The organism is Bradyrhizobium sp. SZCCHNR2028, assembly GCF_032380995.1.
Lineage (GTDB): Bacteria > Pseudomonadota > Alphaproteobacteria > Rhizobiales > Xanthobacteraceae > Bradyrhizobium.
Genome location: NZ_JAUHJF010000003.1, coordinates 368,011 through 390,281, shown reverse-complemented (window position 1 = coordinate 390,281; position 22,271 = coordinate 368,011). Strand labels below are relative to the sequence as shown.

The 22,271-nt window shown below is 65.8% G+C and carries 22 protein-coding genes; 18 read left to right on the top strand and 4 right to left on the bottom strand.

Annotated elements, in window-relative coordinates; all coding sequences use genetic code 11:
* Positions 1–225: 225 nt before the first annotated feature.
* Genes QX121_RS07755 through QX121_RS07745 form a run of 3 tightly spaced genes read right to left on the bottom strand, consistent with a single transcriptional unit; the run spans position 226 to position 4,524 of the window.
* Positions 226–1,305 (bottom strand): hypothetical protein, encoded by a 1,080-nt coding sequence (locus QX121_RS07755; RefSeq protein ID WP_315811577.1) that lies wholly within the window; start codon positions 1,303–1,305, stop codon positions 226–228.
* 43 nt (positions 1,306–1,348) lie between these two features.
* Positions 1,349–3,319: a glycosyltransferase gene (locus tag QX121_RS07750; protein ID WP_315811576.1), complete on the bottom strand. Its 1,971-nt coding sequence runs from the start codon at positions 3,317–3,319 to the stop codon at positions 1,349–1,351.
* Positions 3,319–4,524, bottom strand: coding sequence for an HlyD family secretion protein (locus QX121_RS07745; protein WP_315737414.1), 1,206 nt, complete (start codon positions 4,522–4,524; stop codon positions 3,319–3,321). Before QX121_RS07745 ends, QX121_RS07750 begins: the two co-directional genes overlap by 1 nt.
* A gap of 518 nt (positions 4,525–5,042) precedes the next feature.
* Between QX121_RS07745 and QX121_RS07740 the strand changes: the two genes are divergently transcribed.
* Positions 5,043–5,588, top strand: coding sequence for a hypothetical protein (locus QX121_RS07740; protein ID WP_315737415.1), 546 nt, complete (start codon positions 5,043–5,045; stop codon positions 5,586–5,588).
* 22 nt (positions 5,589–5,610) lie between these two features.
* Here QX121_RS07740 and pcaD read toward each other — a convergent pair whose 3' ends face one another.
* Positions 5,611–6,393: a 3-oxoadipate enol-lactonase gene (pcaD, locus tag QX121_RS07735; RefSeq protein ID WP_315811575.1), complete on the bottom strand. Its 783-nt coding sequence runs from the start codon at positions 6,391–6,393 to the stop codon at positions 5,611–5,613.
* Positions 6,394–6,624: 231 nt separating this feature from the next.
* On the opposite strand from pcaD, the gene QX121_RS07730 reads away from it, so the two are divergent.
* From QX121_RS07730 to QX121_RS07650, 17 genes are all read left to right on the top strand, one after another.
* On the top strand, positions 6,625–7,071 hold the full coding sequence (locus tag QX121_RS07730) for a carbon monoxide dehydrogenase subunit G (protein WP_315759237.1): 447 nt from the start codon (positions 6,625–6,627) through the stop codon (positions 7,069–7,071).
* A 130-nt stretch (positions 7,072–7,201) separates the two neighbouring features.
* The gene (locus tag QX121_RS07725; RefSeq protein ID WP_006612357.1) at positions 7,202–7,687 is read left to right on the top strand and encodes a (2Fe-2S)-binding protein; all 486 of its coding nucleotides are present in this window, start codon (positions 7,202–7,204) and stop codon (positions 7,685–7,687) included.
* A 48-nt stretch (positions 7,688–7,735) separates the two neighbouring features.
* The gene (locus QX121_RS07720; RefSeq protein WP_315811574.1) at positions 7,736–8,593 is read left to right on the top strand and encodes a xanthine dehydrogenase family protein subunit M; all 858 of its coding nucleotides are present in this window, start codon (positions 7,736–7,738) and stop codon (positions 8,591–8,593) included.
* 31 nt (positions 8,594–8,624) lie between these two features.
* Positions 8,625–9,533, top strand: coding sequence for a MoxR family ATPase (locus QX121_RS07715; RefSeq protein ID WP_315737420.1), 909 nt, complete (start codon positions 8,625–8,627; stop codon positions 9,531–9,533).
* 171 nt (positions 9,534–9,704) lie between these two features.
* Positions 9,705–10,910: a VWA domain-containing protein gene (locus tag QX121_RS07710; protein WP_315776745.1), complete on the top strand. Its 1,206-nt coding sequence runs from the start codon at positions 9,705–9,707 to the stop codon at positions 10,908–10,910.
* A 13-nt stretch (positions 10,911–10,923) separates the two neighbouring features.
* Entirely contained in the window at positions 10,924–11,247 is a 324-nt protein-coding gene (locus QX121_RS07705) for an XdhC family protein (RefSeq protein WP_231326115.1), read from the top strand.
* A 3-nt stretch (positions 11,248–11,250) separates the two neighbouring features.
* Entirely contained in the window at positions 11,251–11,952 is a 702-nt protein-coding gene (locus QX121_RS07700) for an XdhC family protein (RefSeq protein WP_315776744.1), read from the top strand.
* Entirely contained in the window at positions 11,949–13,562 is a 1,614-nt protein-coding gene (locus QX121_RS07695) for a molybdopterin-binding/glycosyltransferase family 2 protein (protein WP_315811573.1), read from the top strand. The genes QX121_RS07700 and QX121_RS07695 overlap by 4 nt, the downstream gene beginning before the upstream one ends.
* A 173-nt stretch (positions 13,563–13,735) precedes the next feature.
* Positions 13,736–14,140: a DUF4189 domain-containing protein gene (locus QX121_RS07690; RefSeq protein ID WP_315737425.1), complete on the top strand. Its 405-nt coding sequence runs from the start codon at positions 13,736–13,738 to the stop codon at positions 14,138–14,140.
* Positions 14,141–14,265: 125 nt separating this feature from the next.
* Positions 14,266–14,679 carry a DUF2000 family protein gene (locus QX121_RS07685; RefSeq protein ID WP_315811572.1) on the top strand — a complete coding sequence of 138 codons (414 nt, stop codon included), beginning with the start codon at positions 14,266–14,268 and terminating at the stop codon, positions 14,677–14,679.
* A 122-nt stretch (positions 14,680–14,801) separates the two neighbouring features.
* Complete coding sequence (gene adhP / locus QX121_RS07680; RefSeq protein ID WP_315776742.1) at positions 14,802–15,827, top strand: alcohol dehydrogenase AdhP; 1,026 nt, start codon at positions 14,802–14,804, stop codon at positions 15,825–15,827.
* Positions 15,828–15,924: 97 nt separating this feature from the next.
* Positions 15,925–17,205 carry an alpha-glucosidase/alpha-galactosidase gene (locus QX121_RS07675; RefSeq protein WP_315776741.1) on the top strand — a complete coding sequence of 427 codons (1,281 nt, stop codon included), beginning with the start codon at positions 15,925–15,927 and terminating at the stop codon, positions 17,203–17,205.
* 121 nt (positions 17,206–17,326) lie between these two features.
* A complete protein-coding gene (locus QX121_RS07670; RefSeq protein WP_315776740.1) occupies positions 17,327–18,001 on the top strand; it encodes a TetR/AcrR family transcriptional regulator in 675 nt (224 codons plus the stop codon).
* Positions 17,998–18,789, top strand: a complete 792-nt coding sequence (locus QX121_RS07665; protein WP_315737430.1) for an efflux RND transporter periplasmic adaptor subunit — start codon at positions 17,998–18,000, stop codon at positions 18,787–18,789. Before QX121_RS07670 ends, QX121_RS07665 begins: the two co-directional genes overlap by 4 nt.
* Positions 18,786–19,724 (top strand): ABC transporter ATP-binding protein, encoded by a 939-nt coding sequence (locus tag QX121_RS07660; RefSeq protein WP_315811571.1) that lies wholly within the window; start codon positions 18,786–18,788, stop codon positions 19,722–19,724. The genes QX121_RS07665 and QX121_RS07660 overlap by 4 nt, the downstream gene beginning before the upstream one ends.
* The gene (locus QX121_RS07655; RefSeq protein WP_315811570.1) at positions 19,721–20,878 is read left to right on the top strand and encodes an ABC transporter permease; all 1,158 of its coding nucleotides are present in this window, start codon (positions 19,721–19,723) and stop codon (positions 20,876–20,878) included. The genes QX121_RS07660 and QX121_RS07655 overlap by 4 nt, the downstream gene beginning before the upstream one ends.
* 39 nt (positions 20,879–20,917) lie before the next feature.
* Complete coding sequence (locus QX121_RS07650; RefSeq protein WP_315811569.1) at positions 20,918–22,231, top strand: adenylate/guanylate cyclase domain-containing protein; 1,314 nt, start codon at positions 20,918–20,920, stop codon at positions 22,229–22,231.
* Positions 22,232–22,271 lie beyond the last annotated feature (40 nt).

The following is a 22,271-nucleotide window of genomic DNA, read 5'->3' as shown; positions in this document are numbered from 1 at the left end:
ATGAGGGACACGGAGGGGCAGCCCGCGTCCCGGCCAGCAATACCAGGACCCGCGTCTGCAGGACCGCTCGTTGGCGTGGACTCTGGAGGATTCGCTTTCAGCTCGGATTCTCTCGCCGCCGCTCGGGCTAGCCGCTGGGGCCAATGATGGCGAAGGAGGCGCGAGCGACGAGGGCCGCGACCTTCGGCGTCGAGCGCATCGAGCTGATCGTGTCGCTGGCGCCGCTCATATGCCGCTACCGCCGTCTTCCGTCGGACCAGGCACTTTTGCCATCAGCTTCGACTGGAGCTTGACCAAGGCGTCGCGCAGCCGCGTCGCCTCATCGTACCGGGTTTCCCGAGCCACCATGCCGGAAAACGGATCTTTCACCATGGTCTCGGCGGCCTGGGCAAGACGGCGCATCGGCGTCGCCACCCATTTCGCGGCGAAATTGAGCAGCACCAGGATCGAGAACACGCCACCGGCAACGTTGAACCAAAACGAGCGCACAAGCTGGCGGGTCGGCAGCATCGCGGCAACGGCGTCCTGCCGGATCAGAAGGGACCAGCCGAAGCTCGGCAGATCGGCGTACTTCACGGTGGGGAACGTGACGGTGAAATAGTCCTTGCCGTCGGGCCATCGCTCGATGAGCGCGACCGGGGCCCCGCGGCTTGCGGCCTGCGCCGAGCCGATCGTCAGTTGCTTGCCGACGAGATCCGGCGGGCCGAACAGCACGATGCTCTCGCGCGACAGCAACACCAGATCGATGTCGCGCGACGCCAGCGCCGCGACGGATTCGATCACCCATTTCCAATCGATTTGGGCCCCGATGACACCGGCGGGGGCGCCGTCGTGCATCAGCGGAGCCGACATGGCGATCAAGCGGTCCGGTCCCGAAGCGGCCTGCAACATCCGGCCCAGGGTCTCTGGTTCGCGATCATCGACCGCCGTCGGCACCCCGAGTCCATGCCGGAACCAGCGCAGGTCGGCGACGCTTTGTCCTTCCAGCATCCGGTCCTTGCTCGCGATGACCTTGCCGCCGGGGTCGGCGATGCCGAGCCAGGCATAGCGCGGCTGGAACTGGCTCACGAACTGGATCTGTCGGCGCGCCTCGGCGACGTCGGCGGGGTCGATGATCGCGGCGAGCCGCGACACGTCGATCCACGTGCCGTACATCTGTCGCGCCAGCAGGTTTGCGCTGAGCTCACCGCGCGTCCTCAGCTGCTCGATCGCGAGCTCCTCGCCGCGCCGCTGCAGCGACGCCGAATAGAGGATGGCAACGGCCAGCGCCGTCACGGCGATCAGTGTCGTGCCGCCGAGGAACACCGCTGTCTGTAAGCTCCACCGTCGCCTCGTCATCGTCTTCTCCTCAATCGGCCACGGCTCGCGCGAGTTCTTTCAGCATGCGGCCGAGATCGCCGCTGTCGGCGCCGGGCACTCCGCTCGCGGTGTGCAGCCGCTCGATGATCTGGGCGCGCTGCTGCGGCGTCACCGTAAATATGAGCCGGTAGCCGTCGTTGGTCGGCGCCGCGACCTTGGTCGGGATATCGCCGATCAGGGGCAAAGTGAGCGTGCCGATGGCGCCGGTCGCAAGGCCGACCGGACCGCTGACGCGTGCGCCGCCGGGGCCGAGATTGACGATCCAGCCGCGTTGCGGCTCGCCGTCGACTGTCAGGGTTATCGGCTCGACGATCTGGCGTTGCGGCCGGTTGTAGCGCGGACGGTCGATGCACACGGCGATCGCGACCGACAGCACCAGAATGTTGTAGACCGTCCAGAACATCACGACGATGACGCCGTCTCCCGCGGTCCCCGTGGTATTGAAGACAAAATCGGACGTCAGCGACACGATCATGCCACCGATCGTCAGCGCCATCAGGATCAGGAAGGGCCGCATCAGCGGCCATTGGACGATGATCTTGGCGCGATCGCCGCCCTTGGCGGTCACCGAGAATTTGTGCGGACCGGGGGAGAGCAGGCCGAGAGCGGCGGCGCGGAGCACGGGCCAGGCGGCGACGATCTGCGAGACATCGTTGACGATCGGTATGAACAGTCCCTTGGACAGCCAGTTCAGCGTGTACATGATCGAGAGATAATAGGGGCCGTAATACCGGATGATGTCGGCGATCGAGGCGTTCACCACGGTCACCCCGCCCCACCAGTAAAGCAGTGGACAGATCAGCGCGGCGAGGCGGAACGGATAGGTCGACGTCCAGTAAAGCAGCGAGTCGAGCACGCTGAGCCGGTGGAAGAAGTCGAGACCATGGGAGCCGAATGGATTGTAGACGTTGCGCACGATCTGCATGAGGCCGAGGCACCAGCGGCCGCGCTGCGTGACGTATTCCGCAAGGCCTTCCGGCGCCAATCCCTCCGACAACGCCTCGTTCAGGTAGACGGTCTGGTAGCCGTGCGCGGACAGGCGCAGCGTGAGCAGGAAATCCTCGGTGACGCTCTCGGTCGGCACGCCGCCGATCATCTCTACGGCGTAGACGCGGAATATCGAGGAGGTGCCGCAGCACATTGCGATGCCCCAGGCGTCGCGCGCCGGCTCGACGTTGTCGAAGAAGTGGCGCTGCTCGTCGGGATAGGACGCGCCGATGCCGAGATTGTGCTGGATCGGGTCCGGGTTGAAGAAGTGCTGGGGTGTCTGTACGAGGCCGACAGCCGGATCGTGGAACAACGCGAGCGTCCGCTCGACGAAGTCAAGATGAGGCACGAAGTCGGCGTCGAGAACGGCGACGAAATCCGGCCGGTCCGCATCCGCCGCGCGCAGCCGCAAGGCATTGTTGATGTTGCCGGCCTTGGCGTGCGACTTGTCGGTACGGGCGACATAGCCGATGCCGTGCTCGGTGCAGTAATCCCGGAGCCAGGCCCGGCTGCCGTCGTCGAGGACGAAGACGCGCAATGCCGCATAGGTGATCGCCTTGGCGCCGACAATGGTTCGCTCCAGGACCTCGAGCTGCTCGTTGTAGGTGGTGATGAAGATGTCGACCCGAGGCGGCGGCCTCGGAAGCCACCAGCCGGCATGGCGATCAGCCTCCGTCGTCCGCTCCTTGGTCCTGGTCAGGATCAGGAAGGCGAAGGACGACGAAACAACGGTGAGCGCTTCGAGAATGGCGAAGCCCCAGCTGAGGATCCCATCCGGCGTGAGGCCGGGCGGAGCAAGGGTCTCGGTGAAGCGCCAGGCGACATAGCGCCAGGCCAGCAGGATCGAGCCGCTGAGGAGCAGGGTCCGCCAGTACCATATCTTCGGGTCCAGGAGGGGCAACACCAGGACGCGCAGCCCTACGATGATCGCAACGACTGCGAACGCGGACAGGAATGGTGACAGCGTCGGCATCAGTAGCCGTACCGGGCGACGAAGCCGCGCAATGCCGCGATCGGTCCGCTGGTGAAGATCACCCGGCCGGTGCGCCCGATGGCGCAGGACAGATCCGGCTGCTTGGCGAGATCTGGCACCGCAACGGTGACGTCGAAGCGCTGCAAGTGCTGCGGCGTCGGGCCGACGGCGAGATTGGCGTAGAGTTGCGAGGCGCCCGAGCCGCCGAGACGTGTCACCGTCCCATCGAATATCCGGTCGTCTCCGAACAGACGGAACTGCACCGGGGCGCCGATCGACAGGCTGGCGTAGAGACTTTCGGGAACGCTCGCGGTCACCACGAGACTGTTGCAGTCCACCAGCTTGGCGAGATCCTGACCGCGACGGGCATATTCGCCGTCGTCGACGAGGAAATCCCAGGCCATGCCCGGGACGCGGGCCCTCAGCGTCGCCGAGGTCAGTCGGTTGATCCGGACGCGTTCGGCGTTGATCTGCTGCTCGTATTGGACCAGGCGGGATTGGATCTGCTGCTCGTCCACGGCAAGTTCGGCGAGGCGCAGGTCGAGCTCGTGAATGCGCTGCATCGAGAACGGCACGTCGTTGTAGGAGTCGCCGATGAAGACCCCCGATTGCGCGGAGCCGAGCTCGGTCTCGACATAGTTGGTGCGCTGTTTCGCGCTTTCCAAATCCTGCTTGGCGATATCGAGCGAGGCGCTGGCCTGGTCGAGGCCGGCGACCGTCTGGACCCCGCGTTCCTTCAGCTCGTTGGCCCGCGTGAAGGTGAGATCAGCGAGCTTCAGCCGGGCGGCCGCGGCATCCTCCGCCGCCTTGGCCTCGGCGATGCGTGCCGCGATCTGGCGGACGCGGCCGGTCTTGTAGTTGGCCGACTGGGCCGCGAAGGCGGCCCGCGCTTGCTCGAGCGCCGAACGCTGCGCCGGAACCCGCTTGAGCGCGATCTTCTGCTCGTCACGGTCGCGCTCGAGATTGAGCAGGCGCGTGGTGTCGAACCGGTCGTCGACGATCTCGGCCATGAGTTCCCCGGCGTTGACCCTGACGCCGATATGGCTCACCCCCAGCGTCACGCGGCCTTCGATCGGCGCGCGCACGACGTAAAGCCGGGCATTGACGGTCGCGTCGCCTGAAGTTCCGGCGAAATGCTCGCCGACCAGGATGTAGAGGCCGCCGGCCAGCAGGAGGATGCCGATGAAGATCCGAGCCAGTCTCATGCAGTACTCCCGCTCGGCGGCTGCTTGCCGCATGACGATCGAGCTGTGCGAAACGCAGCAGCGCTCGTCTTAAGATAGTATCACATTGTCTAGCTACTTTGACGATAGTCAAAAGCAATGATGGCGCGGCGCACATAATTGCGGTGCAGTGGCCATCGACGCGATCGGACTGCCGGCGCATCGATCGTGACCCCGATGCAGGCGTCGGTTACGGCGATCATTCAGCGGAGCAGCCGCATCGCGGTGCTGAAGACGAAGCGGGCGCGCAATGTCGGATGCGATGCAGACGTTCGAGGAGGCGTTGATGGCCGGGAAGGCCATTGTCACGCGGGAAGTCGAGGCCTGATCGGCGAGGTCATCGGCACGGCCTCTTGGACGGTGACCGTTAGTGGATCGCGCCCGTCGCCACCCTGTTAAGGTAAACGAATGGTTTAAATTGCCGGGCGCGTTCGCCGCGCGTTAGCTCGTCTGGAAATCGGCCGGGCGGGCGGTTTGTGGGATGGAAAGGTGGGCGTGACATGATCAAGGATTGCGTGATCAGGAATTGGCGGCTCAGTTGCGTCAACGGTGTGCTGCTGGCGCTCTATTTCGTGCCCGCCTGGACCATCATCGCGTTTCAGATCATGGTGTCGCCGATCCAGGGGCTGTTCGCGCGGCCCAATATTGCGGTGGCCTTGTTCATCAGCGACTACCTGCAGCTGTCGGGCATCGAGACGGTCCGCGCCGCCTGGCTGCTTGCGCTGGCGCGACTGACGGTCGCAGGCTTCTTCGCGATGTTTCTGGTCCTGATCCTGGTTCCGCGGGTGCGAAAGGTGGCCGGCTATGTCGAGGCGCTGTCGATCGGGCTCGCTTTCGGCAGCATGCTCGCCTTCTTCAGCATGATCATGGCCGCCAAATTCGGGGAGCCCCAGGCACTGCGTCTGCATGCCACGGAACTCCTGATGCTGCTCGGCACGGCCATCGTCATGCTGGTGGAGAAGCCGTCGACGCAAGCCTCGCCGTCCTCCGCATCCGCTCCGCCGAAGATGGGGCCCACGGCGACGCCGGCGCCGCAGCAGGCGTAACGCCCTGATCCATCGCGGTGCGTCAGCGCTGGGTCAGAAAGCCCAGCACGGCATCGTTGAACTGGCCCGCCGCTTCGACATTCGAGATGTGCGCGGCATCGACGATGGTCATGCTGGCGCCGGGGATCCGGCTGCGGATCGCTTCCGCCATCGCGATCGGCGTCGACTTGTCGTAGCGGCCGGCCACGACGAGGGTTGGGCTTTTGATGGCCGGCAGGTCCTCGCGCAGGTCGAGCGCCCGCAGTGCTTTGCAGCAAGCGAGATAGCCCTCGACCGGGGTGGCCACGAGCATTGCCTTCATCCGGTCGGCAACGTCGGGATTGTGATCACGAAACTCCTGAGTCAGCCAGCCGGCGATGACCGTGTCGGCGATTCCATCGAGTCCGTTGTCCTCGACCGCCTTGATGCGGGCGTCCCAGATTGCCGGATCGGGGTAGTAGCAGGTGGTGTTGGCGAGCACGAGCTTGCCTACACGTTCAGGAGCGTGGGCCGCGAGCCACTGGCCGACCATGCCGCCCATCGACACGCCGCACCAGTGCACCTTCTCGATGTTGAGGTCATCGAGAGTCGCCAGCGCATCGCGGCCGAATCGCTCGATCGAGTAGGGCCCGGGCGGCACTTGCGACTTGCCATGACCGCGCCGGTCATAGCGGATCACGCGGAACACCTGCGTGAAGGCGCGCATCTGCGGCTCCCACATCTGCAGCGTCGAGCCGAGCGAGTTCGAGAGCATCAGGGTCGGTCCGCCGTCGCGGCCCTCGACGGTGACATTCAACAGACAGCCGTCGGCATCGATCATCGGCATGAGCGGAATCCTTGTCGCAGGCGGCCGCGCCGCCGGAGGAATCGTGCAGATTCGATGGCGAACTAACCACCCCCACCGCCGTCTGCCAATCAAAACTCAACGGCGGCGAGATCCGGAATGCTGCGGTGCTCCGGCTTTTCTGCAACGCTTCCGGTCGCTGCTCGCCCTTCCTTTTGGACGTTCGGTGCTTTACTTGAATGCCTCTAACCGCGCCAATCGGGGGAGATGCACATGGCAATGACGATGACGGGCGAGGTCCAGCTGGCCGCTCCGCGAGAGCAGGTCTGGGCCAAGCTGAACGATCCGGAGGTGCTCAAGGCCTGCATTCCCGGCTGCGAGGAACTGGAGAAGACCGAGGACGGTGGCTTCCGCGCAGTCGCCAAGATGAAGGTCGGACCGGTCTCCGCGCGCTTCAAGGGCAAGGTCACCTTGAGCGATCTCGATCCGCCGAACGGCTACAAGATCTCCGGCGAAGGTGAGGGCGGCGTCGCGGGATTCGCCAAGGGCGGTGCGGTCGTTGCGCTGGCGGACAAGGACGGTGGCACGCTGTTGACCTACAATGTCGAGGCACAGATCGGCGGCAAGCTGGCGCAGCTCGGCCAGCGGCTGATCAACGGCACCGCCAAGAAACTCGCCGACGAATTCTTCGCCAACTTCGCCAAGGCCGTTCAAGGCTGACCGCAACCGACCCATGCGCGGCCGGGGGCGAGGTTGCCCGCCGCCGGGAGCGCCCATATGATGGTTTTCGACTGATTTTGCTGGCTGCGCTGCAGTGCAACGCTGTCGCGCGGATAATAGAGAGTCCTGAATGGCCAAGATTTCCATGATTGTGAACGGTAATCCCGTCACGGCGAACGTCGACCCGCGGACGCTGCTGGTGCAGTTCCTGCGCGAGAATCTGCGCCTCACCGGCACCCATGTCGGCTGCGACACGTCGCAATGCGGCGCCTGCGTCGTCCATCTCGATGGCAAGGCGGTCAAGTCCTGCACGACATTGGCCGTGATGGCCGATGGTCATGAGGTCAGGACGATCGAGGGGCTCGCCGCCGACGGCGCGCCGCTGCATCCGATGCAGGAAGCGTTTCGCGAACACCATGGCCTGCAATGCGGCTTCTGCACGCCCGGCATGATCATGACCGCGGTCGATCTCGTCCATCGCAAGGGACATGAGCTCAGCGAAGAGACCATTCGCGAGGAGCTGGAAGGCAATCTCTGCCGCTGCACCGGCTATCAGAACATCGTGCAATCGATCGCCGCCGGCGCCAAGGCGATGGCCAAATCGGACCTCGCCTAAACGTCTGACCTCGCCCCAGTCGGCCCGCTGCGCACAGGACATTTCCCCATGTACGAATTCAAATATCATCGGCCGGCGACCGTGCGCCAGGCCGCCAATCTCCTCACCAAGAACGAAGACGCCAAGCTGGTCGCCGGCGGCCACACGCTGGTGCCGGTCATGAAGCAGCGGCTCGCGAGCCCGCCGCATCTGGTGGATCTCTCCCATGTCGAGGGGCTCGATACGATCGAGGTGAAAGGCCGCAACCTGGTGATCGGCGCGATGGCGCGTCATGCCGACGTCGCCAACTCCGCAACGGTCGGCGAGGCCATTCCGGCGCTCGCACATCTGGCGAGCCTGATCGGCGATCCCGCGGTGCGCCATCGCGGCACCATCGGCGGCTCGATTGCCAACAACGATCCGACCGCGGACTATCCGGCAGCATGCCTCGCGCTCGGCGCCACCATCGTCACCAACAAGCGCAAGCTGAAGGCCGAGGAGTTCTTCCTCGGGCTGTTCACGACCGCGCTGGAGCCGGACGAGATCATCACCAAGGTGAGCTTTCCGCTGGCGAAGAAGGCCGCTTACGTGAAGTTCCGCAACCAGGCCTCGCGCTATGCGCTGGTCGGCGTGTTCGTCGCCCGTCGTCCCTCGGACGTGCGCGTCGCCGTGACCGGCGCCGGCGGCAATGGCGTGTTTCGCGTCACTGCTTTCGAGGAAGCGCTGCAGAAGCGTTTCTCGCCGAAGGCGCTGGAGGGAATTTCGGTCTCGGCCGAAGGCCTCAACAGCGACATTCACGGCAGCGCCGAATATCGCGCCCATCTGATCGGTGTGCTGGCGCGCCGCGCGGTGGATGCGGCCAATGCCGGCGCCAAGGCCTCAACCGCATCGGAGGGAGCCGCCGAACCGGAGGCTCCGGCTTCGTGACGGACGCGTGAGGAAGGAAGCGGTCTCGCCCATGAGTGCTCCGGCCCTGCCAGCATCGGTCGACGCGATGCTCGAATTGTTGTCCTCGCGCGGCTATCTGGCCGAGCGATCGCTGGCGACGGTGACCTATCTGTCGCTGCGGATGGGCCGGCCGCTGTTCCTCGAGGGCGAGGCCGGCGTCGGCAAGACCGAGATCGCCAAGGTCTTGTCGGCCGCGCTCGGCCGCAAGCTGATCCGGCTGCAGTGCTACGAGGGTCTCGACGTCGCCTCCGCCGTCTACGAATGGAATTCAGCGGCGCAGATGATCGCGATCCGGCTGGCGGAAGCGGGCGGCGAGGTCGACCGCGATCAGTTGACGTCGGACATCTTCGCCGACCGCTATCTGATCAAGCGCCCGCTGCTGCAGGCGCTGGAGCCGGATGTCGCAGGCGCGCCGGTTCTTCTCATTGACGAGCTCGACCGCGCGGACGAGGCGTTCGAAGCCTATCTGCTGGAGATACTCTCCGACTTCCAGGTCACGATCCCGGAGTTCGGCACCGTCAAGGCGCCGCATCCGCCGATCGTCATCATCACCTCGAACAGGACCCGCGAGATCCATGACGCGCTGAAGCGGCGCTGCCTGTATCACTGGGTCGATTATCCCTCCGCCGAGCGCGAGCTCGCCATCGTCAAGACCCGGCTGCCCGGCATCTCGCAGCGGCTGTCGCAGCAGATCGTGCGCTTCGTGCAGGCGCTGCGTGACCAGGACTTCTACAAGTCGCCAGGGGTCGCCGAGACCTTGGACTGGGCCACGGCGTTGACCGAGCTCGATGCGCGTTCGCTGAATGCCGAGGTCGTCGGCGACACGCTGGGCGCGCTGTTGAAGTATCAGGACGACATCGCCCGCATGCAGGGGGATGCGTTGCAGAAGGCGATCAAGGACGCGACCAGCGAAACTTGAGCCGCGGTCGCGCCACAGCGAAGGTCGTCATTCCGGGATGCGTGCGCAGCACGCAGGCCCGGAATCCATAACCACGACCGTGAGTATGGATTCCGGGCTCAGCCCTTTGGGTTGCCCCGGAATGATGAACTCAGTTTGAGGCACGTCCCGGAATGACGAGGGGATAGACCGATGCCCACGCCCATCAATCACCTCGCGCCGCCGACCGGCGGCATCGCCGACAACATCGCGGGCTTCGCGCGGGCGCTACGCGCCGCCGGCCTTCCGGTCGGTCCGGGTGCTGTCATCGATGCCATGACCGCGCTCGAAGTGATCGACATCGGCAAGCGGGCGGACGTCTTCACCACGCTCGAATCGATCTTCGTCAAGCGCCACGAGCATGCGCTGATCTTCGCCCAGGCCTTCGACCTGTTCTTCCGTCCCGCCGAGGAATGGAAGTCGATGCTCGATTCGGTGCCGCTGCCGGACCACGCCAAGAAGAAGCCGCCGCCGGCCTCGCGCCGGGTGCAGGAGGCGATGTCGCAGCCGCAGACCCATGAGGAGCCGAAGGCGCAGGAGCAGGACCTGCGGCTCGCGGTGTCCGACCGCGAGGTGCTGCAGAAGAAGGACTTTGCGCAGATGAGCGCGGCGGAGATCGCCGAGGTCGCACGCGCCATCGCCAAGATGCGGCTGCCGCAGGCCGAGCTGAAAACGCGCCGCCACACCGCGGACCCGCGCGGCCACCGCATCGACATGCGCAAGACGCTGCGCCAGGCGCTTCGCACCGAAGGCGAGATCATCAACTTCCATCGCCTGGGGAGAATTGAGAAGCCGGCACCGATCGTGGCGCTGCTCGACATCTCCGGCTCGATGAGCGAGTACACCCGCCTGTTCCTGCATTTCCTGCATGCCATTACCGATGCGCGCAAGCGCGTCTCGGTATTCCTGTTCGGCACGCGGCTGACCAACGTGACGCGGGCGCTGCGCCAGCGCGATCCCGACGAGGCGCTGGCGAGCTGCTCGGCCAATGTCGAGGACTGGGCCGGCGGCACGCGGATCGCCACCTCGCTGCAGACCTTCAACAAGCAGTGGGCGCGCCGCGTGCTCGGGCAGGGCGCGATCGTGCTCCTGATCTCCGACGGGCTGGAGCGCGAGGCCGACAGCAAGCTCGCCTTCGAGATGGACCGGTTGCACCGCTCCTGCCGGCGGCTGATCTGGCTCAATCCGCTGCTGCGCTATTCCGGCTTCGAGGCGAAGGCGCAGGGCATCAAAACCATGCTGCCCCACGTTGACGAATTCCGCCCGGTACATAACTTGACCTCGATCGGGACGCTGATCTCGGCGCTGTCGTCGCCGCTGCCGCCGCATCAGCGCAGCGCGATCCGGCCCGCCGCCTGAGAAGGAGATAGTCATGCTCAACCGCGACGAAGACATCCTCAAGGCCGCCGAGGATTGGCACAAATCCGGTCACGGCGTGGCGCTCGCCACCGTGGTCGAGACCTGGGGCTCGGCGCCGCGCCCGGTCGGGTCCAACCTCGTGATCAACGACGAGGGCACGTTCTTAGGGTCCGTGTCCGGCGGCTGCGTGGAGGGCGCTGTTGTCACCGAGGCGCTGGACGTGATCTCCAGCGGTCAGCCCAAGATGCTGGAGTTCGGCGTCGCCGACGAGACCGCCTGGAACGTCGGGCTGTCGTGCGGCGGCACCATCCGCGTGTTCGTCGAGAAGGTGGGCTGACCGATGCAATTGGGAACACTGGCCGAGCTCAATGCCGAGCGCGCCGCGCGCCGCCCGGCCATTCTCGTCACCGACGTCGCCACCGGCGAGCAGCGTCTGGTCAAGGCCGCCGACATCGCCGCCGATCCCTTGCGCAACGAGCTCGCAACGCAACTGCGGATGGGCAAGAGCGGCATGGTCGAGGTGGGCGGCAAGCGGTTGTTCCTCAACGTCTACGCGCCGACGGCGCGGCTCGTCATCATCGGCGCCGTCCATATCAGCCAGGCGCTGGCACCGATCGCCAAGTCGCTCGGCTATGACGTCACCGTCATCGATCCGCGCACGGCCTTCGCCAGCCCCGAGCGCTTCCCCGACGTGCCGCTGATCGCCGAATGGCCCGACGTGGCCCTGCCGCCGCTCAACGTCGATCACTACACGGCCTTTGTCGCGCTGACGCATGATCCGAAGATCGACGATCCGGCGCTGCTGCACGCGTTCTCGCGCGACTGCTTCTATATCGGCGCGCTCGGCTCACGGAAGACGCATGCCAAGCGCGGCGACCGCCTGCGCGCCCAAGGCGCCAGCGACGCCGACATCGCCCGCATCCATGCGCCGATCGGGCTCGCCATCGGCGCGGTGTCGCCGTCGGAGATCGCGGTCTCGATCATGGCCGAGATCACCGCCACGTTGCGGCTGCCGGCCAAGGAGAAAGAGCAGGCGGCATGAAGTTCGGTCCTGCCAGTCCGACTGAAGCGATCGGCGGGGTGACCGTGCACACCCTGCGCAAGGGATCGTTGGTGCTGAAGAAGGGCACGCTGATCGGTCCCGCCGAGGTCGAGGCGCTGGCCCGAGAGGGCGTCAAGGAGATCGTGGTCGTCCGGCTCGAGGCGGGCGATGTCTCGGAGGACGAGGCGGCTGCCGACGTCGCGAAGGTCGTCGCAGGCAAAGGCATTCACGTCGATCGCGCCTTCACCGGGCGCGCCAATCTGTTCGCGGCGCAGGCCGGCGTGCTGATGATCGACCGCGCCGCCGTCGAGCGCATCAACGGAGTCGACGAGGCCATCACCTTTGCGACCTTGCCGGCCTTCAAGCCGGTGGTCGAAGGCGAGATGGTCGGCACCGTCAAGCTGATCCCGTTCGGCGTCGAAGGCCGTCTGCGCGATGCCGCCGTCGCTGCGGCGGGCAGGGGCGCGCTCAGCATCGCCTCCTATGTGATCAAGCGCGTCGGCGTCGTCTCGACGCTTCTTCCTGGGCTCGCGCCCAAGGTCATCGACAAGACGCTGCGCGTCACCGCAGAGCGGCTCGCGCCGGCCGGCGCCACCATCATCGCGGAGCGCCGCGTGCCGCACGAGCAGGCCGCGCTGGCCGCTGCGATCAGGGAGCTGTTGGCGCTGGGCGCCGAGCTCGTCATCGTGTTCGGCGCGTCCGCGATCGCCGACCGCCGCGACGTCATTCCCGCCGCGATCACCGGCATCGGCGGTGCGATCGAGCATTTCGGCATGCCGGTGGATCCCGGCAATCTGCTCTTGATCGGTAGCGCCGCCGGTGTGCCGGTGCTCGGCGCCCCCGGTTGCGCCCGTTCGCCGGCGGAGAACGGTTTCGACTGGGTGCTGATGCGGCTGCTCGCCGGCATCAAGGTCACCCGCGCCGAGCTCACGGCCATGGGCGTGGGCGGACTCCTCATGGAGATCGTGACACGGCCGCAGCCGCGCGCCAAGCCGGAGGCCGAGGGCGAACGCAAGGTCGCCGCGGTCGTGCTGGCTGCGGGACGCTCGACCCGCATGGGAGGGCCGAACAAGCTGCTGGCCGAGCTCGACGGCAAGAAGCTGGTGCGCATCGTGACCGAGCAGGCGCTGGCCTCCAAGGCCGGTGAGGTCATCGTCGTCACCGGTCATCAGGCCGAGCTGGTCGAGCAGGCGCTGTCAGACCTCAACGTCCACTTCGTCCGCAACCCGGATTTCGCCGGCGGCCTCGCCAGCTCGGTGAAATCAGGCATTGCCGCGGTGCCTGAGGGCGTCGATGGCGCGGTCGTGTGCCTGGGCGACATGCCGATGGTGTCCTCGGATCTGCTCGACCGTCTGATCGGCGCGTTCGCGCCTGATCGCGGCAATTTGATCGTGGTGCCTGTGTCCGAGGGACGCCGCGGCAACCCGGTGCTGTGGTCGCGCCGCTTCTTCGCCGAGCTGATGACGCTGGACGGCGACGTCGGCGCGCGGCACCTGATCGCCAAGCACACCGAGGCCGTCGCCGAGGTGCCGGTCGACGGTGAAAGCGCGTTTCTCGACATCGACACGCCGCAAGCGCTGGAAGCCGCCCGGCGGGCTGAGCCAGCGTAGCCCGCATGAGCGTAAGCGACATGCGGGGACAGTCTCTCTCCACGGCTGCAGCGCCCCCGCATATCGCTGCGCTCATGCGGGCTACGGACCTCGCCCGCTCTCAACCTCCCATTCACCAAGTTTCAACGACCCCCGGCTAGATTTGCCGACATTGGGCCTCGGGGGAGGAAAAAGTGATCGCTTCGACTGCTGCGCGCCGTGTCGCGCTGTTTGCATTTGGATTGACCGTTCTCGTTGGCGTTGCGCGCATCGCGAGCTACGGCGCCATCAGCCCGGCGCATGCCGCCGGCGCGTTTGCCATTGGCCGGTGCGCCGCCTATGGCCAGGCGTTCGACTATCCGGCGGAGCATCTCGCCAAGGCTGCGGCGCTCAAGCAGTGCAAGGGCGACTGCACCGCGGTGACGATGAAGAAGGCCTGCGCCGCGTTCGCGGTCGATCTCACCAATCCCTGCGGCGCCCACGGCTATGCTGTTCGGCCGACGATCTCGACCACGCTCAACGAGGCGACCCGGGAATGCTACAAATATGGCGGCAAGGAATGCGTCATCCGCGCCTGGGTGTGCGACGCCAAGGGCTGATCTGAGCCTGATGTCTCAGAGGATGGGCTGCCGGGGTTGCTCGTCCGCGCTTTCAATTCGATGCTTCACCTCGAGAGCGGCTCGGCTATTCTGAGCGTTCGATGACATCGAACTCTGGAAGTGACATGCAATTCGACACCAAGATCGCGCTGATCATTCGCGACGATCTCGAAGCCTGGCAGAAGCTGAACGTCGCGGCGTTTCTTTCCAGCGGCATCGCCGCGGCATTTCCCGAATGCATCGGCGCGCCTTATGAGGACGGCTCGGCAACCCTGTATCACGCGTTGATCGGGCAGCCGATCCTGATCTACGGCGCGCCGGATCGTGCAGCGTTGGCGCGTGCTCTGGATCGCGCGCTGTCGCGCAGCGTGAAGCCGGCGCTCTACACCGAGGACATGTTCAAGACCACGCATGACGAGGCCAACCGTGATGCCGTGAAGGCGGTGGCGCGCGCCGATCTCAATCTGGTGGGATTGGCGTTTCGCGCGGAGCGCAAGCTGGTCGACAAGGTCGTCGACGGACTCAAATTTCACGCCTGACAGCCACGGGCACATTGCGCGGTCATCAAACTGTTACTTCATGCAGCGGCGCGGCTTGATGCCGATCAAGACCGGAATACGCCGACGTCGTTAGTTTGCGCCGCGACATGAGGAGCAGACAGATGCAGACCATGAAAGCCGCCGTCGTCAAAGCCTTTGGCAAGCCGCTGGTCATCGAGGACGTTCCGATTCCTGCGCCGGGGCCGGGCGAGCTTCTGGTCAGGGTGAAGGCGTGCGGCGTCTGCCACACCGACCTTCATGCCGCCTCCGGCGATTGGCCGGTGAAGCCGGTGCCGCCGTTCATCCCCGGTCACGAGGCGGCCGGCATCGTCGCCGCGCTCGGGCCCGGCGTCACCGACTTCAAGGTCGGCGATGCCGTCGGCGTGGCGTGGCTGCACGATGCCTGCCTGCGCTGCGAATATTGCGAGACCGGGTGGGAGACCTTGTGCGAGCACCAGCACAACACCGGCTATAGCGTGAACGGCGGCTTCGCGGAATACGTGATCGCATCCGCGGCGTTCGCCGCGCGCCTGCCGGCCAATGTGGACTTCGCCAAGATCGCCCCGATCCTCTGCGCCGGCGTCACGACCTACAAGGGGTTGAAGGAGACCGACACGCGACCGGGCGAGTGGGTGGTGGTCTCCGGCGTCGGCGGCCTCGGTCATGTCGCAATCCAGTATGCGAAGGCGATGGGGCTGAAGGCGATCGGTCTCGACATCGCCGAGGACAAGCTGAAACTCGCGCTGGAGGCCGGCGCCGAGCACGCCGTCAACGCACTCGACAAGGATGCCGTGGAGCGGGTGATCGCAATCACCGGCGGCGGCGCGCATGGCGTGCTGGTCACCGCGGTGTCGACGTCGGCATTCGCCCAAGCGCTGCACATGGTCCGCCGCAAGGGGACGGTCAGCCTGGTCGGCTTGCCGCCGGGCGAATTCCCGACGCCGATCTTCGATGTCGTGCTGAAGCGCATCACCGTGCGCGGCTCGATCGTCGGCACCCGGCGTGATCTCGACGAAGCCATCGCGTTCGCCGCGGACGGCAAGGTGACGGCCGAGGTGACCACGGCGCCATTGTCGGAGATCAACACCGTCTTCGACCGCATGAAGGCCGGCAAGATCGACGGTCGCGTGGTGCTCGACTTCGGCTGATCAGCAAGACCGATTGACGCGCCGCCGTGCCGAACATTGGGGCGGCGGTTTGATCTGGATCAGGAATGGGGACGCGCGGCGCTGGCACAAATTGTTCATGGCAGCCGTCACCAAGATCGTCTTCCTCGGCGCGAGCAGCGCGTCCTTTGGACTCAGCGTGTTCCGGGACCTGTTCTCGACGCATGATCTCGCGGGTTCTACGCTCGTGCTGGTCGGCCGCGACCCGACCCGGCTGGCCCGGTCGGAAGCACTGGCCCGGCTGCTCAACGACCTCTCCGGCGCCGGCCTTAAGATCGAGGCGACCACGGATTGGCGCGCGGCGCTCGACGGCGCCGGCTTCGTGATCCATGCCACCGCGATCGACCGCAACCGCCTGTGGAAGCTCGATTTCGAGGTGCCGCGCAAATACGGCATCCGTCACACGCTGGGCGAGAATGGCGGGCCGGGCGCATTGTTCTTCACGCTCCGCACCTTGCCGGTCGTATTCGACTTCGTGCGCGAGATGGAGCGGCGCTGTCCGGACGCGCTGCTCATCAACTTCTCCAATCCCGAGAGCCGCATCATCCTCGCGCTGGGGCTTCACAGCCGCCTCGCGCATATCGGCCTGTGCCACGGCATCTTCATCGCGCGCAGCCAGGTGGCTTCCATTCTGGGACTGGCCGAGGAGCGCGTGGACGTGTGGGGCGTCGGGCTCAACCATTTCCAATGTCTCATGCAGATCCGGGATCGCGACAGCGGGGCCGATCTCTATCCACTGCTCCGCGAAAAGGCTGGGAGCCACGACCCCAAGGTCGCGCCGCTGACGCGGGCGCTGTTGCGCGACTTCGGCTTCTGGCTGGGCTGCGGCGACAGCCATGTCGGCGAGTATCTCGCCTATGGCTGGGAAGCGGGCGAGAGCGGGTACGACTTCGCGTGGGACGAGGCGGAGCGGGCCAAGCTGATCCGGCAGATCGACGAGGTCCTGGCGGGCAGGGCCGGCATGCCGGACTGGTGGCGAATGCCCTCCGGAGAGCGCGCGGTCACCGTGATCGGCTCGGTGTTGCACGATCGGAAGCAGGTCATCGAATCCGGCGTCGTTCTGAACCGTCACGTCATTCCCAACCTGGCTGCCGAGGCCGCCGTCGAAGTGCCCGTTGTCGCGGATCGCGTCGGTATCCATCCGGTGTCGCTGGGCCCGCTTCCAGATGCCGTCGCCAAGCTGATGTCGGTCCAGGTTCAGGTCCAGCAGCTGGCGGTGCAGGCGGCCATGACTGCCTCCAAGGATCTCGCGTTGCAGGCGCTGCTCATCGATCCCGTGGTCAACTCGGCCGCCGCTGCGCGCCAGATCGTGGACGAGCTCTGGGAGATCAATCGGCCTTACATCAGATCCTGTGCGTGATCGCGGCCGGCGTCGTCTGACGGGGGGCCGCGCGCTGTCGGGTACGGCCTCCTGACGCGTGCCGAGACCGGCCTCCGCGAGGCCTCTTTACATTGACTGACCAGTCAGTCATAATTGTTCGATGTCGAAACCTTCGAAATTGTCCGAGCGCAGAGTTCAGGCCGTCAAGACAGCGGACGCGGGAGCTGCCACGTCGCGCCGGGCGGATCGCTCCGCCGAGCGCCGCGCGGCGATCGTGCAAGCGGCGATGGACGAGTTCATTGCCCGCGGTTTCGCGGCGACCCGGCTGGACGACATCGCCAAGCGGGCCGGCGTGGCCAAGGGCACGATCTATCTGCATTTCAAGGACAAGGAATCGATGTTCGAGGAATTGATCCGGACCGCGATCGTGCCCTTCGTCGGCCGTCTTGCCGCGCCGCCGCCGGCCGGCGGCTCGGTGCGCGACATGGTCGAGGGGTTGGCGCGGATGTTCCTCCAGGAGGTCGCCGGCACGCGGCGCGGTGATCTCGTGCGGCTCATCATTTCAGAGGGGCCCCGTTTTCCCGCGATTGCCGACTTCTACTACCGCGAGGTCGTTTCCCGTGGTCTCGCGGCCATGCGCGCCCTGATCCAGATCGGGATCGTCAGCGGTGAGATCCGCGAGCCCAAGCTGGTGCAACATCCGCAACTGATGATCGCGCCGATGATGGTTGCGGTGCTCTGGAAGAGCCTGTTCGAACGACATGCGCCGCTCGACGCCGAAGCGATGCTGCAGACCCATCTCGATCTGATCTTTGGCGCGAGGAGGCCGACATGAGCCTGCTGCACTGCCTTGCCGTGCTGGTCACGGCCTTCACGTTCAACGGCTGCAAGGAGACGCGCGATCCCGGCTATCAAGGCTGGGTCGAGGCCGACATGATCTTCGTCAGCCCGGACGAAGCGGGTCGGATCACGAAGCTGAACGTGCATGAGGGCGACGTGGTCAAGGTCGGCGATCCGCTCTATTCGGTCGACGACGATCTGCAGCAGGCCGATCTCAACCAGACCAAGGCGACGCTGGCCAATGCGCAGCAGACCTATGACCGCGCCGCGGCCCTGAGCAAGACGGGCGCGGGGACGCAGGCGACGCTCGACTCCGCCGTTTCGGCGCTGCGCGTCGCCGAGGCCCATCTCGTGACCTCGCAGACGCGGCTGGCACGGCGCAAGGGCGTGGCGCCGGTCGCGGGCACCATCCAGCAGATCTACTTCCGCGAGGGCGAGATGGTCGCGGCGCAACGGCCGGTGCTGTCGATCATGCCGCCGGGCAACATGAAGCTGCGCTTCTACGTGCCCGAGCCTGATCTGCCGAAACTCGCGATCGGTGACGAGGTCCGCGTCACCTGCGACAATTGCGCTGATGACCTGACGGCACGCGTCTATTTCCTCGCGACCTCGGCGGAGTACACGCCGCCGGTGATCTACAGCCTCGATGAGCGCAACAAGCTCGTCTATTTGATCCAGGCGCGGCCGTCGCGGCCGGATGCACTGCGCGTCGGCCAACCCGTCAGCATCTATCCGCGTTCCAAAACGCCTGATCCGAAGACCCCGGTGGCGGACAAGCAATGAACGGAACGGGTCCCGCCGAGATCGCGATCGACGTCCAGGGATTGACCAAATCCTTCGACGGCCGCGAGGTCGTGCATGATCTGTCGATGCAAGTGAAGCGCGGCTCGATCTACGGCTTTCTCGGCCCGAACGGCTCGGGCAAGACCACGACCATCCGGATGCTGTGCGGCCTGCTGACACCCGACGGAGGCGAGGGCACCTGCCTCGGCTTCGACATCCGCCGCGATGCCGACAAGATCAAGCGCCTGGTCGGCTACATGACGCAGCGCTTCAGCCTCTATCAGGACCTGTCGGTGCGGGAGAACCTCGAATTCGTCGCGCGCCTCTACGGCATGCCCGATCCGCGCCAGGCCGCGCGCGACATGGTGCAGCGGCTCGGGCTTGCCGGCCGCGAGCGGCAGCTCGCCGGCGAGTTGTCGGGCGGCTGGAAGCAGCGGCTGGCGCTCGGGGCCTGCACCCTGCCGAACCCGCAATTGCTGCTGCTCGACGAGCCTACCGCCGGCGTCGATCCCAAGGCGCGGCGCGATTTCTGGAACGAGATCCACGCGCTCGCCGGCGAAGGGCTGACCGTGCTCGTCTCGACCCACTACATGGACGAGGCCGAGCGCTGCCACGAGATCGCCTACATCGCCTATGGTCATCTGCTGGCGCACGGCACGGTCTCCGAAGTGATCGCGCAATCGGCGCTCACCACATACACGGTGAGCGGCGATGATCTGCGCGAACTCGCGGCAGATCTCACCGGCAAGCCGGGTGTCGACATGGTGGCGCCGTTCGGCACCAGTCTGCACGTGTCCGGCCGCGACCGCAACGCGCTGGACGCCGCGATCGCGTCCTGGCGCGACAAGGCTGATCTGCATTGGCAGCCCGCCGCGCCCTCGCTCGAGGACGTCTTCATCGACCTGATGAACCGCTCACGGGACAACTTCCAATGAGCGACGCGGCCGTCCACCAGGCATCTCCCGAGTCCCGCTTCGGCTTCTGGCGGCGCACCTACGCGATGCTGGTCAAGGAGTTCATCCAGCTCAAGCGCGACCGGGTCTCGTTCGCGATGATCGTGATGATCCCGGTGATGCAGCTGATGCTGTTCGGCTACGCCATCAACACCACGCCGCATCATCTGCCGGCGGCGGTGCTGCTGCAGGAGGACAGCGATCTCGGCCGCTCGATCCTAAAGGCGATGGAGAACACCGCCTATTTCCGCTTCACCCGGGAAGTCACGAGCGTCGCCGAGTTCGACGATCTCTTGCTGTCCGGCAAGGTCCTGTTCGGCGTCGAGATCCCGCGCGGCTTCGAGCGCGCGGTCCGCCGCGGCGACCGGCCGGCCTTGCTCGTTGCGGCCGACGCGACCGATCCGGTCGCAGCATCCTCGGCACTGTCCTCGCTCGGCATGATCGTGCAGACCGCGCTCGCGCACGATCTCTACACCGGCAATCCCGTCACGACGCCGTTCGAGATCAGGGCCCACGCGCGCTACAACCCGGCGGCCTCGTCGCGGCTCAACATCGTGCCGGGCCTCGTCGGCACCATCCTGACCATGACCATGCTGATCTTCACCGCGCTCTCGGTGACGCGCGAGATCGAGCGCGGCACGATGGAGAGCCTGCTGTCGATGCCGATCAAGCCGGTCGAGGTCATGCTCGGCAAGATCATCCCCTATGTGATGGTCGGCTTCCTGCAGGCGACGATCATCATCGGCATCGGCGTCCTGCTGTTCGGCGTTCCGATCATGGGCAACCTGCTGCTGTTGGCGCTGCTGTCGACGCTATTCATCGCGACCAACCTCTCGATCGGCTACACCTTCTCGACCCTGGCGCAGAATCAGCTGCAGGCGATGCAGCTGTCGATGATGTTCTTCCTGCCGAGCATCCTGTTGTCCGGATTCATGTTTCCCTTCCTCGGAATGCCGCAATGGGCGCAGATTCTCGGCGAGTGCCTGCCGCTGACGCATTATCTGCGCATCGTCCGCGCCATCATGCTCAAGGGCTCGACGCTCCAGAACCTGCAGCATGATACGATCGCCCTGTTCGGTCTCATGCTGTTCGCGATGACGGTCGCCGTCCTGCGCTTCCGCCGCACCCTCGATTGAGGCACAATGGCGGCCGGGAGCAGGAACGGCTGAGGCAAGATGCAGATCGTGGGAGGAGGACAGGCGAACGAAGCGCCGGCGGCAGCGCTGGCCGAGTTCGACCAGGCGCTGATGCGTCAGACGTTGAACACCGAGCTGCTGCGCGTGAGGGCGCTGATCGCCACTGCGGCTCTGTTTCTCGTGATGTCGGTGCTGGTCGAAATCTTCGAGCCCAGGATCTCGGAGTGGATCTGGCCGAGCCGGATCGGGGTCCTCTACGTCTACGCGATCATCGTCGCATTCATCAGCTTCGAGACTCTCATCCTGTTCAGGATCAAGGCGGACATCCGCCACGGCCGGGACGTGCCGGTGATCTGGCGCTATGTCAGCGCCCTGGTCGAGACCTCGCTGCCAACGTTCGTCCTCATCCTGCAGATCGAGGGCATCGGCCACGACAAGGCGCTGGGCTTCGGCGTGCCGCTGGTCTATTTCATCTTCATCGTTCTCTCGACGCTTCGTCTCGATTTCTGGCTGTCGAGCTTCACCGGTCTGGTTGCCGCGGTGGAGTTGTTGGCGGTGGCACTGATCGATCGGCCTTCGATCGATCTCAGTCAGAATCCGGAGATCTACTATCACGGTGAGCGCAGCTTCATCATCCTGTTGTGCGGGATGCTCGCCGGTGCCGTCAGCGTGCAGCTGCGACGCCAGTTCGCGGCGAGCATCGAGGCTGCGTCGGCGCGCGACCGGGTCACCGATCTGTTCGGCCAGCACGTCTCGCCCCAGGTCGTCGAGCGCCTGATGAAGGAGGGGACGGCGGAGGCGCGCGACATCCGTGAGGTCGCGGTGATGTTCGTCGACTTCCGCGGCTTCACCGCGGCGGCGCGGTCGAAGACGCCACAGCAGGTTGTCGATCGTCTCGATGGCGCGTTCGCGGTGCTGGTCGAGATCCTCGAGCGCCATGGGGGCATCGTGAACAAGTTCCTCGGCGATGGCTTCCTGGCACTGTTCGGCGCGCCGTTCGAGTCGCGCGATGCCGCCGCGCAGGCGGTCATGGCTGCGCGCGAGATGGTGGCCGCGATGGAGCGCGTCAACGCGATGTCGTCTTGGCCGCTGCGGATCGGGATCGGTCTTCATCTCGGCGAGGTGGTCGCCGGCAGCATCGGCTCGCCGCGGCGCAAAGAGTACACCGTCATCGGTGACACCGTGAACTTCGCCTCGCGGCTCGAGGCGCTGAACAAGGAGTTCGATTCGCACCTCCTGATCTCGAGCGAGGTGCGGCAGGCGGCCGGCGACGGGGCGCGCGACGCCGTCTTCCACGGCGCGGTGTCGGTGCGCGGCTACGACCGGCCGTTCGAGATCTGGCAATTGCACTGACGCAGGCGACCCGTCGCCCGACGTCTGAGATTTACATTGG

What these genes read in the sequence shown, in the direction of transcription:
- QX121_RS07695 (WP_315811573.1), top strand. Translation starts at nt 11,949, where the DNA reads ATGAAGTTCGGTCCTGCCAGTCCGACTGAAGCGATCGGCGGGGTGACC.
- QX121_RS07675 (WP_315776741.1), top strand. Translation starts at nt 15,925, where the DNA reads ATGGCAGCCGTCACCAAGATCGTCTTCCTCGGCGCGAGCAGCGCGTCC.
- QX121_RS07705 (WP_231326115.1), top strand. Translation starts at nt 10,924, where the DNA reads ATGCTCAACCGCGACGAAGACATCCTCAAGGCCGCCGAGGATTGGCAC.
- pcaD (WP_315811575.1), bottom strand. Translation starts at nt 6,393, where the DNA reads ATGCCGATGATCGATGCCGACGGCTGTCTGTTGAATGTCACCGTCGAG.
- QX121_RS07665 (WP_315737430.1), top strand. Translation starts at nt 17,998, where the DNA reads ATGAGCCTGCTGCACTGCCTTGCCGTGCTGGTCACGGCCTTCACGTTC.
- QX121_RS07715 (WP_315737420.1), top strand. Translation starts at nt 8,625, where the DNA reads ATGAGTGCTCCGGCCCTGCCAGCATCGGTCGACGCGATGCTCGAATTG.
- QX121_RS07730 (WP_315759237.1), top strand. Translation starts at nt 6,625, where the DNA reads ATGGCAATGACGATGACGGGCGAGGTCCAGCTGGCCGCTCCGCGAGAG.
- QX121_RS07710 (WP_315776745.1), top strand. Translation starts at nt 9,705, where the DNA reads ATGCCCACGCCCATCAATCACCTCGCGCCGCCGACCGGCGGCATCGCC.
- QX121_RS07685 (WP_315811572.1), top strand. Translation starts at nt 14,266, where the DNA reads ATGCAATTCGACACCAAGATCGCGCTGATCATTCGCGACGATCTCGAA.
- QX121_RS07750 (WP_315811576.1), bottom strand. Translation starts at nt 3,319, where the DNA reads ATGCCGACGCTGTCACCATTCCTGTCCGCGTTCGCAGTCGTTGCGATC.
- QX121_RS07650 (WP_315811569.1), top strand. Translation starts at nt 20,918, where the DNA reads ATGCAGATCGTGGGAGGAGGACAGGCGAACGAAGCGCCGGCGGCAGCG.
- QX121_RS07740 (WP_315737415.1), top strand. Translation starts at nt 5,043, where the DNA reads ATGATCAAGGATTGCGTGATCAGGAATTGGCGGCTCAGTTGCGTCAAC.
- adhP (WP_315776742.1), top strand. Translation starts at nt 14,802, where the DNA reads ATGCAGACCATGAAAGCCGCCGTCGTCAAAGCCTTTGGCAAGCCGCTG.
- QX121_RS07700 (WP_315776744.1), top strand. Translation starts at nt 11,251, where the DNA reads ATGCAATTGGGAACACTGGCCGAGCTCAATGCCGAGCGCGCCGCGCGC.
- QX121_RS07745 (WP_315737414.1), bottom strand. Translation starts at nt 4,524, where the DNA reads ATGAGACTGGCTCGGATCTTCATCGGCATCCTCCTGCTGGCCGGCGGC.
- QX121_RS07725 (WP_006612357.1), top strand. Translation starts at nt 7,202, where the DNA reads ATGGCCAAGATTTCCATGATTGTGAACGGTAATCCCGTCACGGCGAAC.
- QX121_RS07655 (WP_315811570.1), top strand. Translation starts at nt 19,721, where the DNA reads ATGAGCGACGCGGCCGTCCACCAGGCATCTCCCGAGTCCCGCTTCGGC.
- QX121_RS07660 (WP_315811571.1), top strand. Translation starts at nt 18,786, where the DNA reads ATGAACGGAACGGGTCCCGCCGAGATCGCGATCGACGTCCAGGGATTG.
- QX121_RS07720 (WP_315811574.1), top strand. Translation starts at nt 7,736, where the DNA reads ATGTACGAATTCAAATATCATCGGCCGGCGACCGTGCGCCAGGCCGCC.
- QX121_RS07670 (WP_315776740.1), top strand. Translation starts at nt 17,327, where the DNA reads ATGTCGAAACCTTCGAAATTGTCCGAGCGCAGAGTTCAGGCCGTCAAG.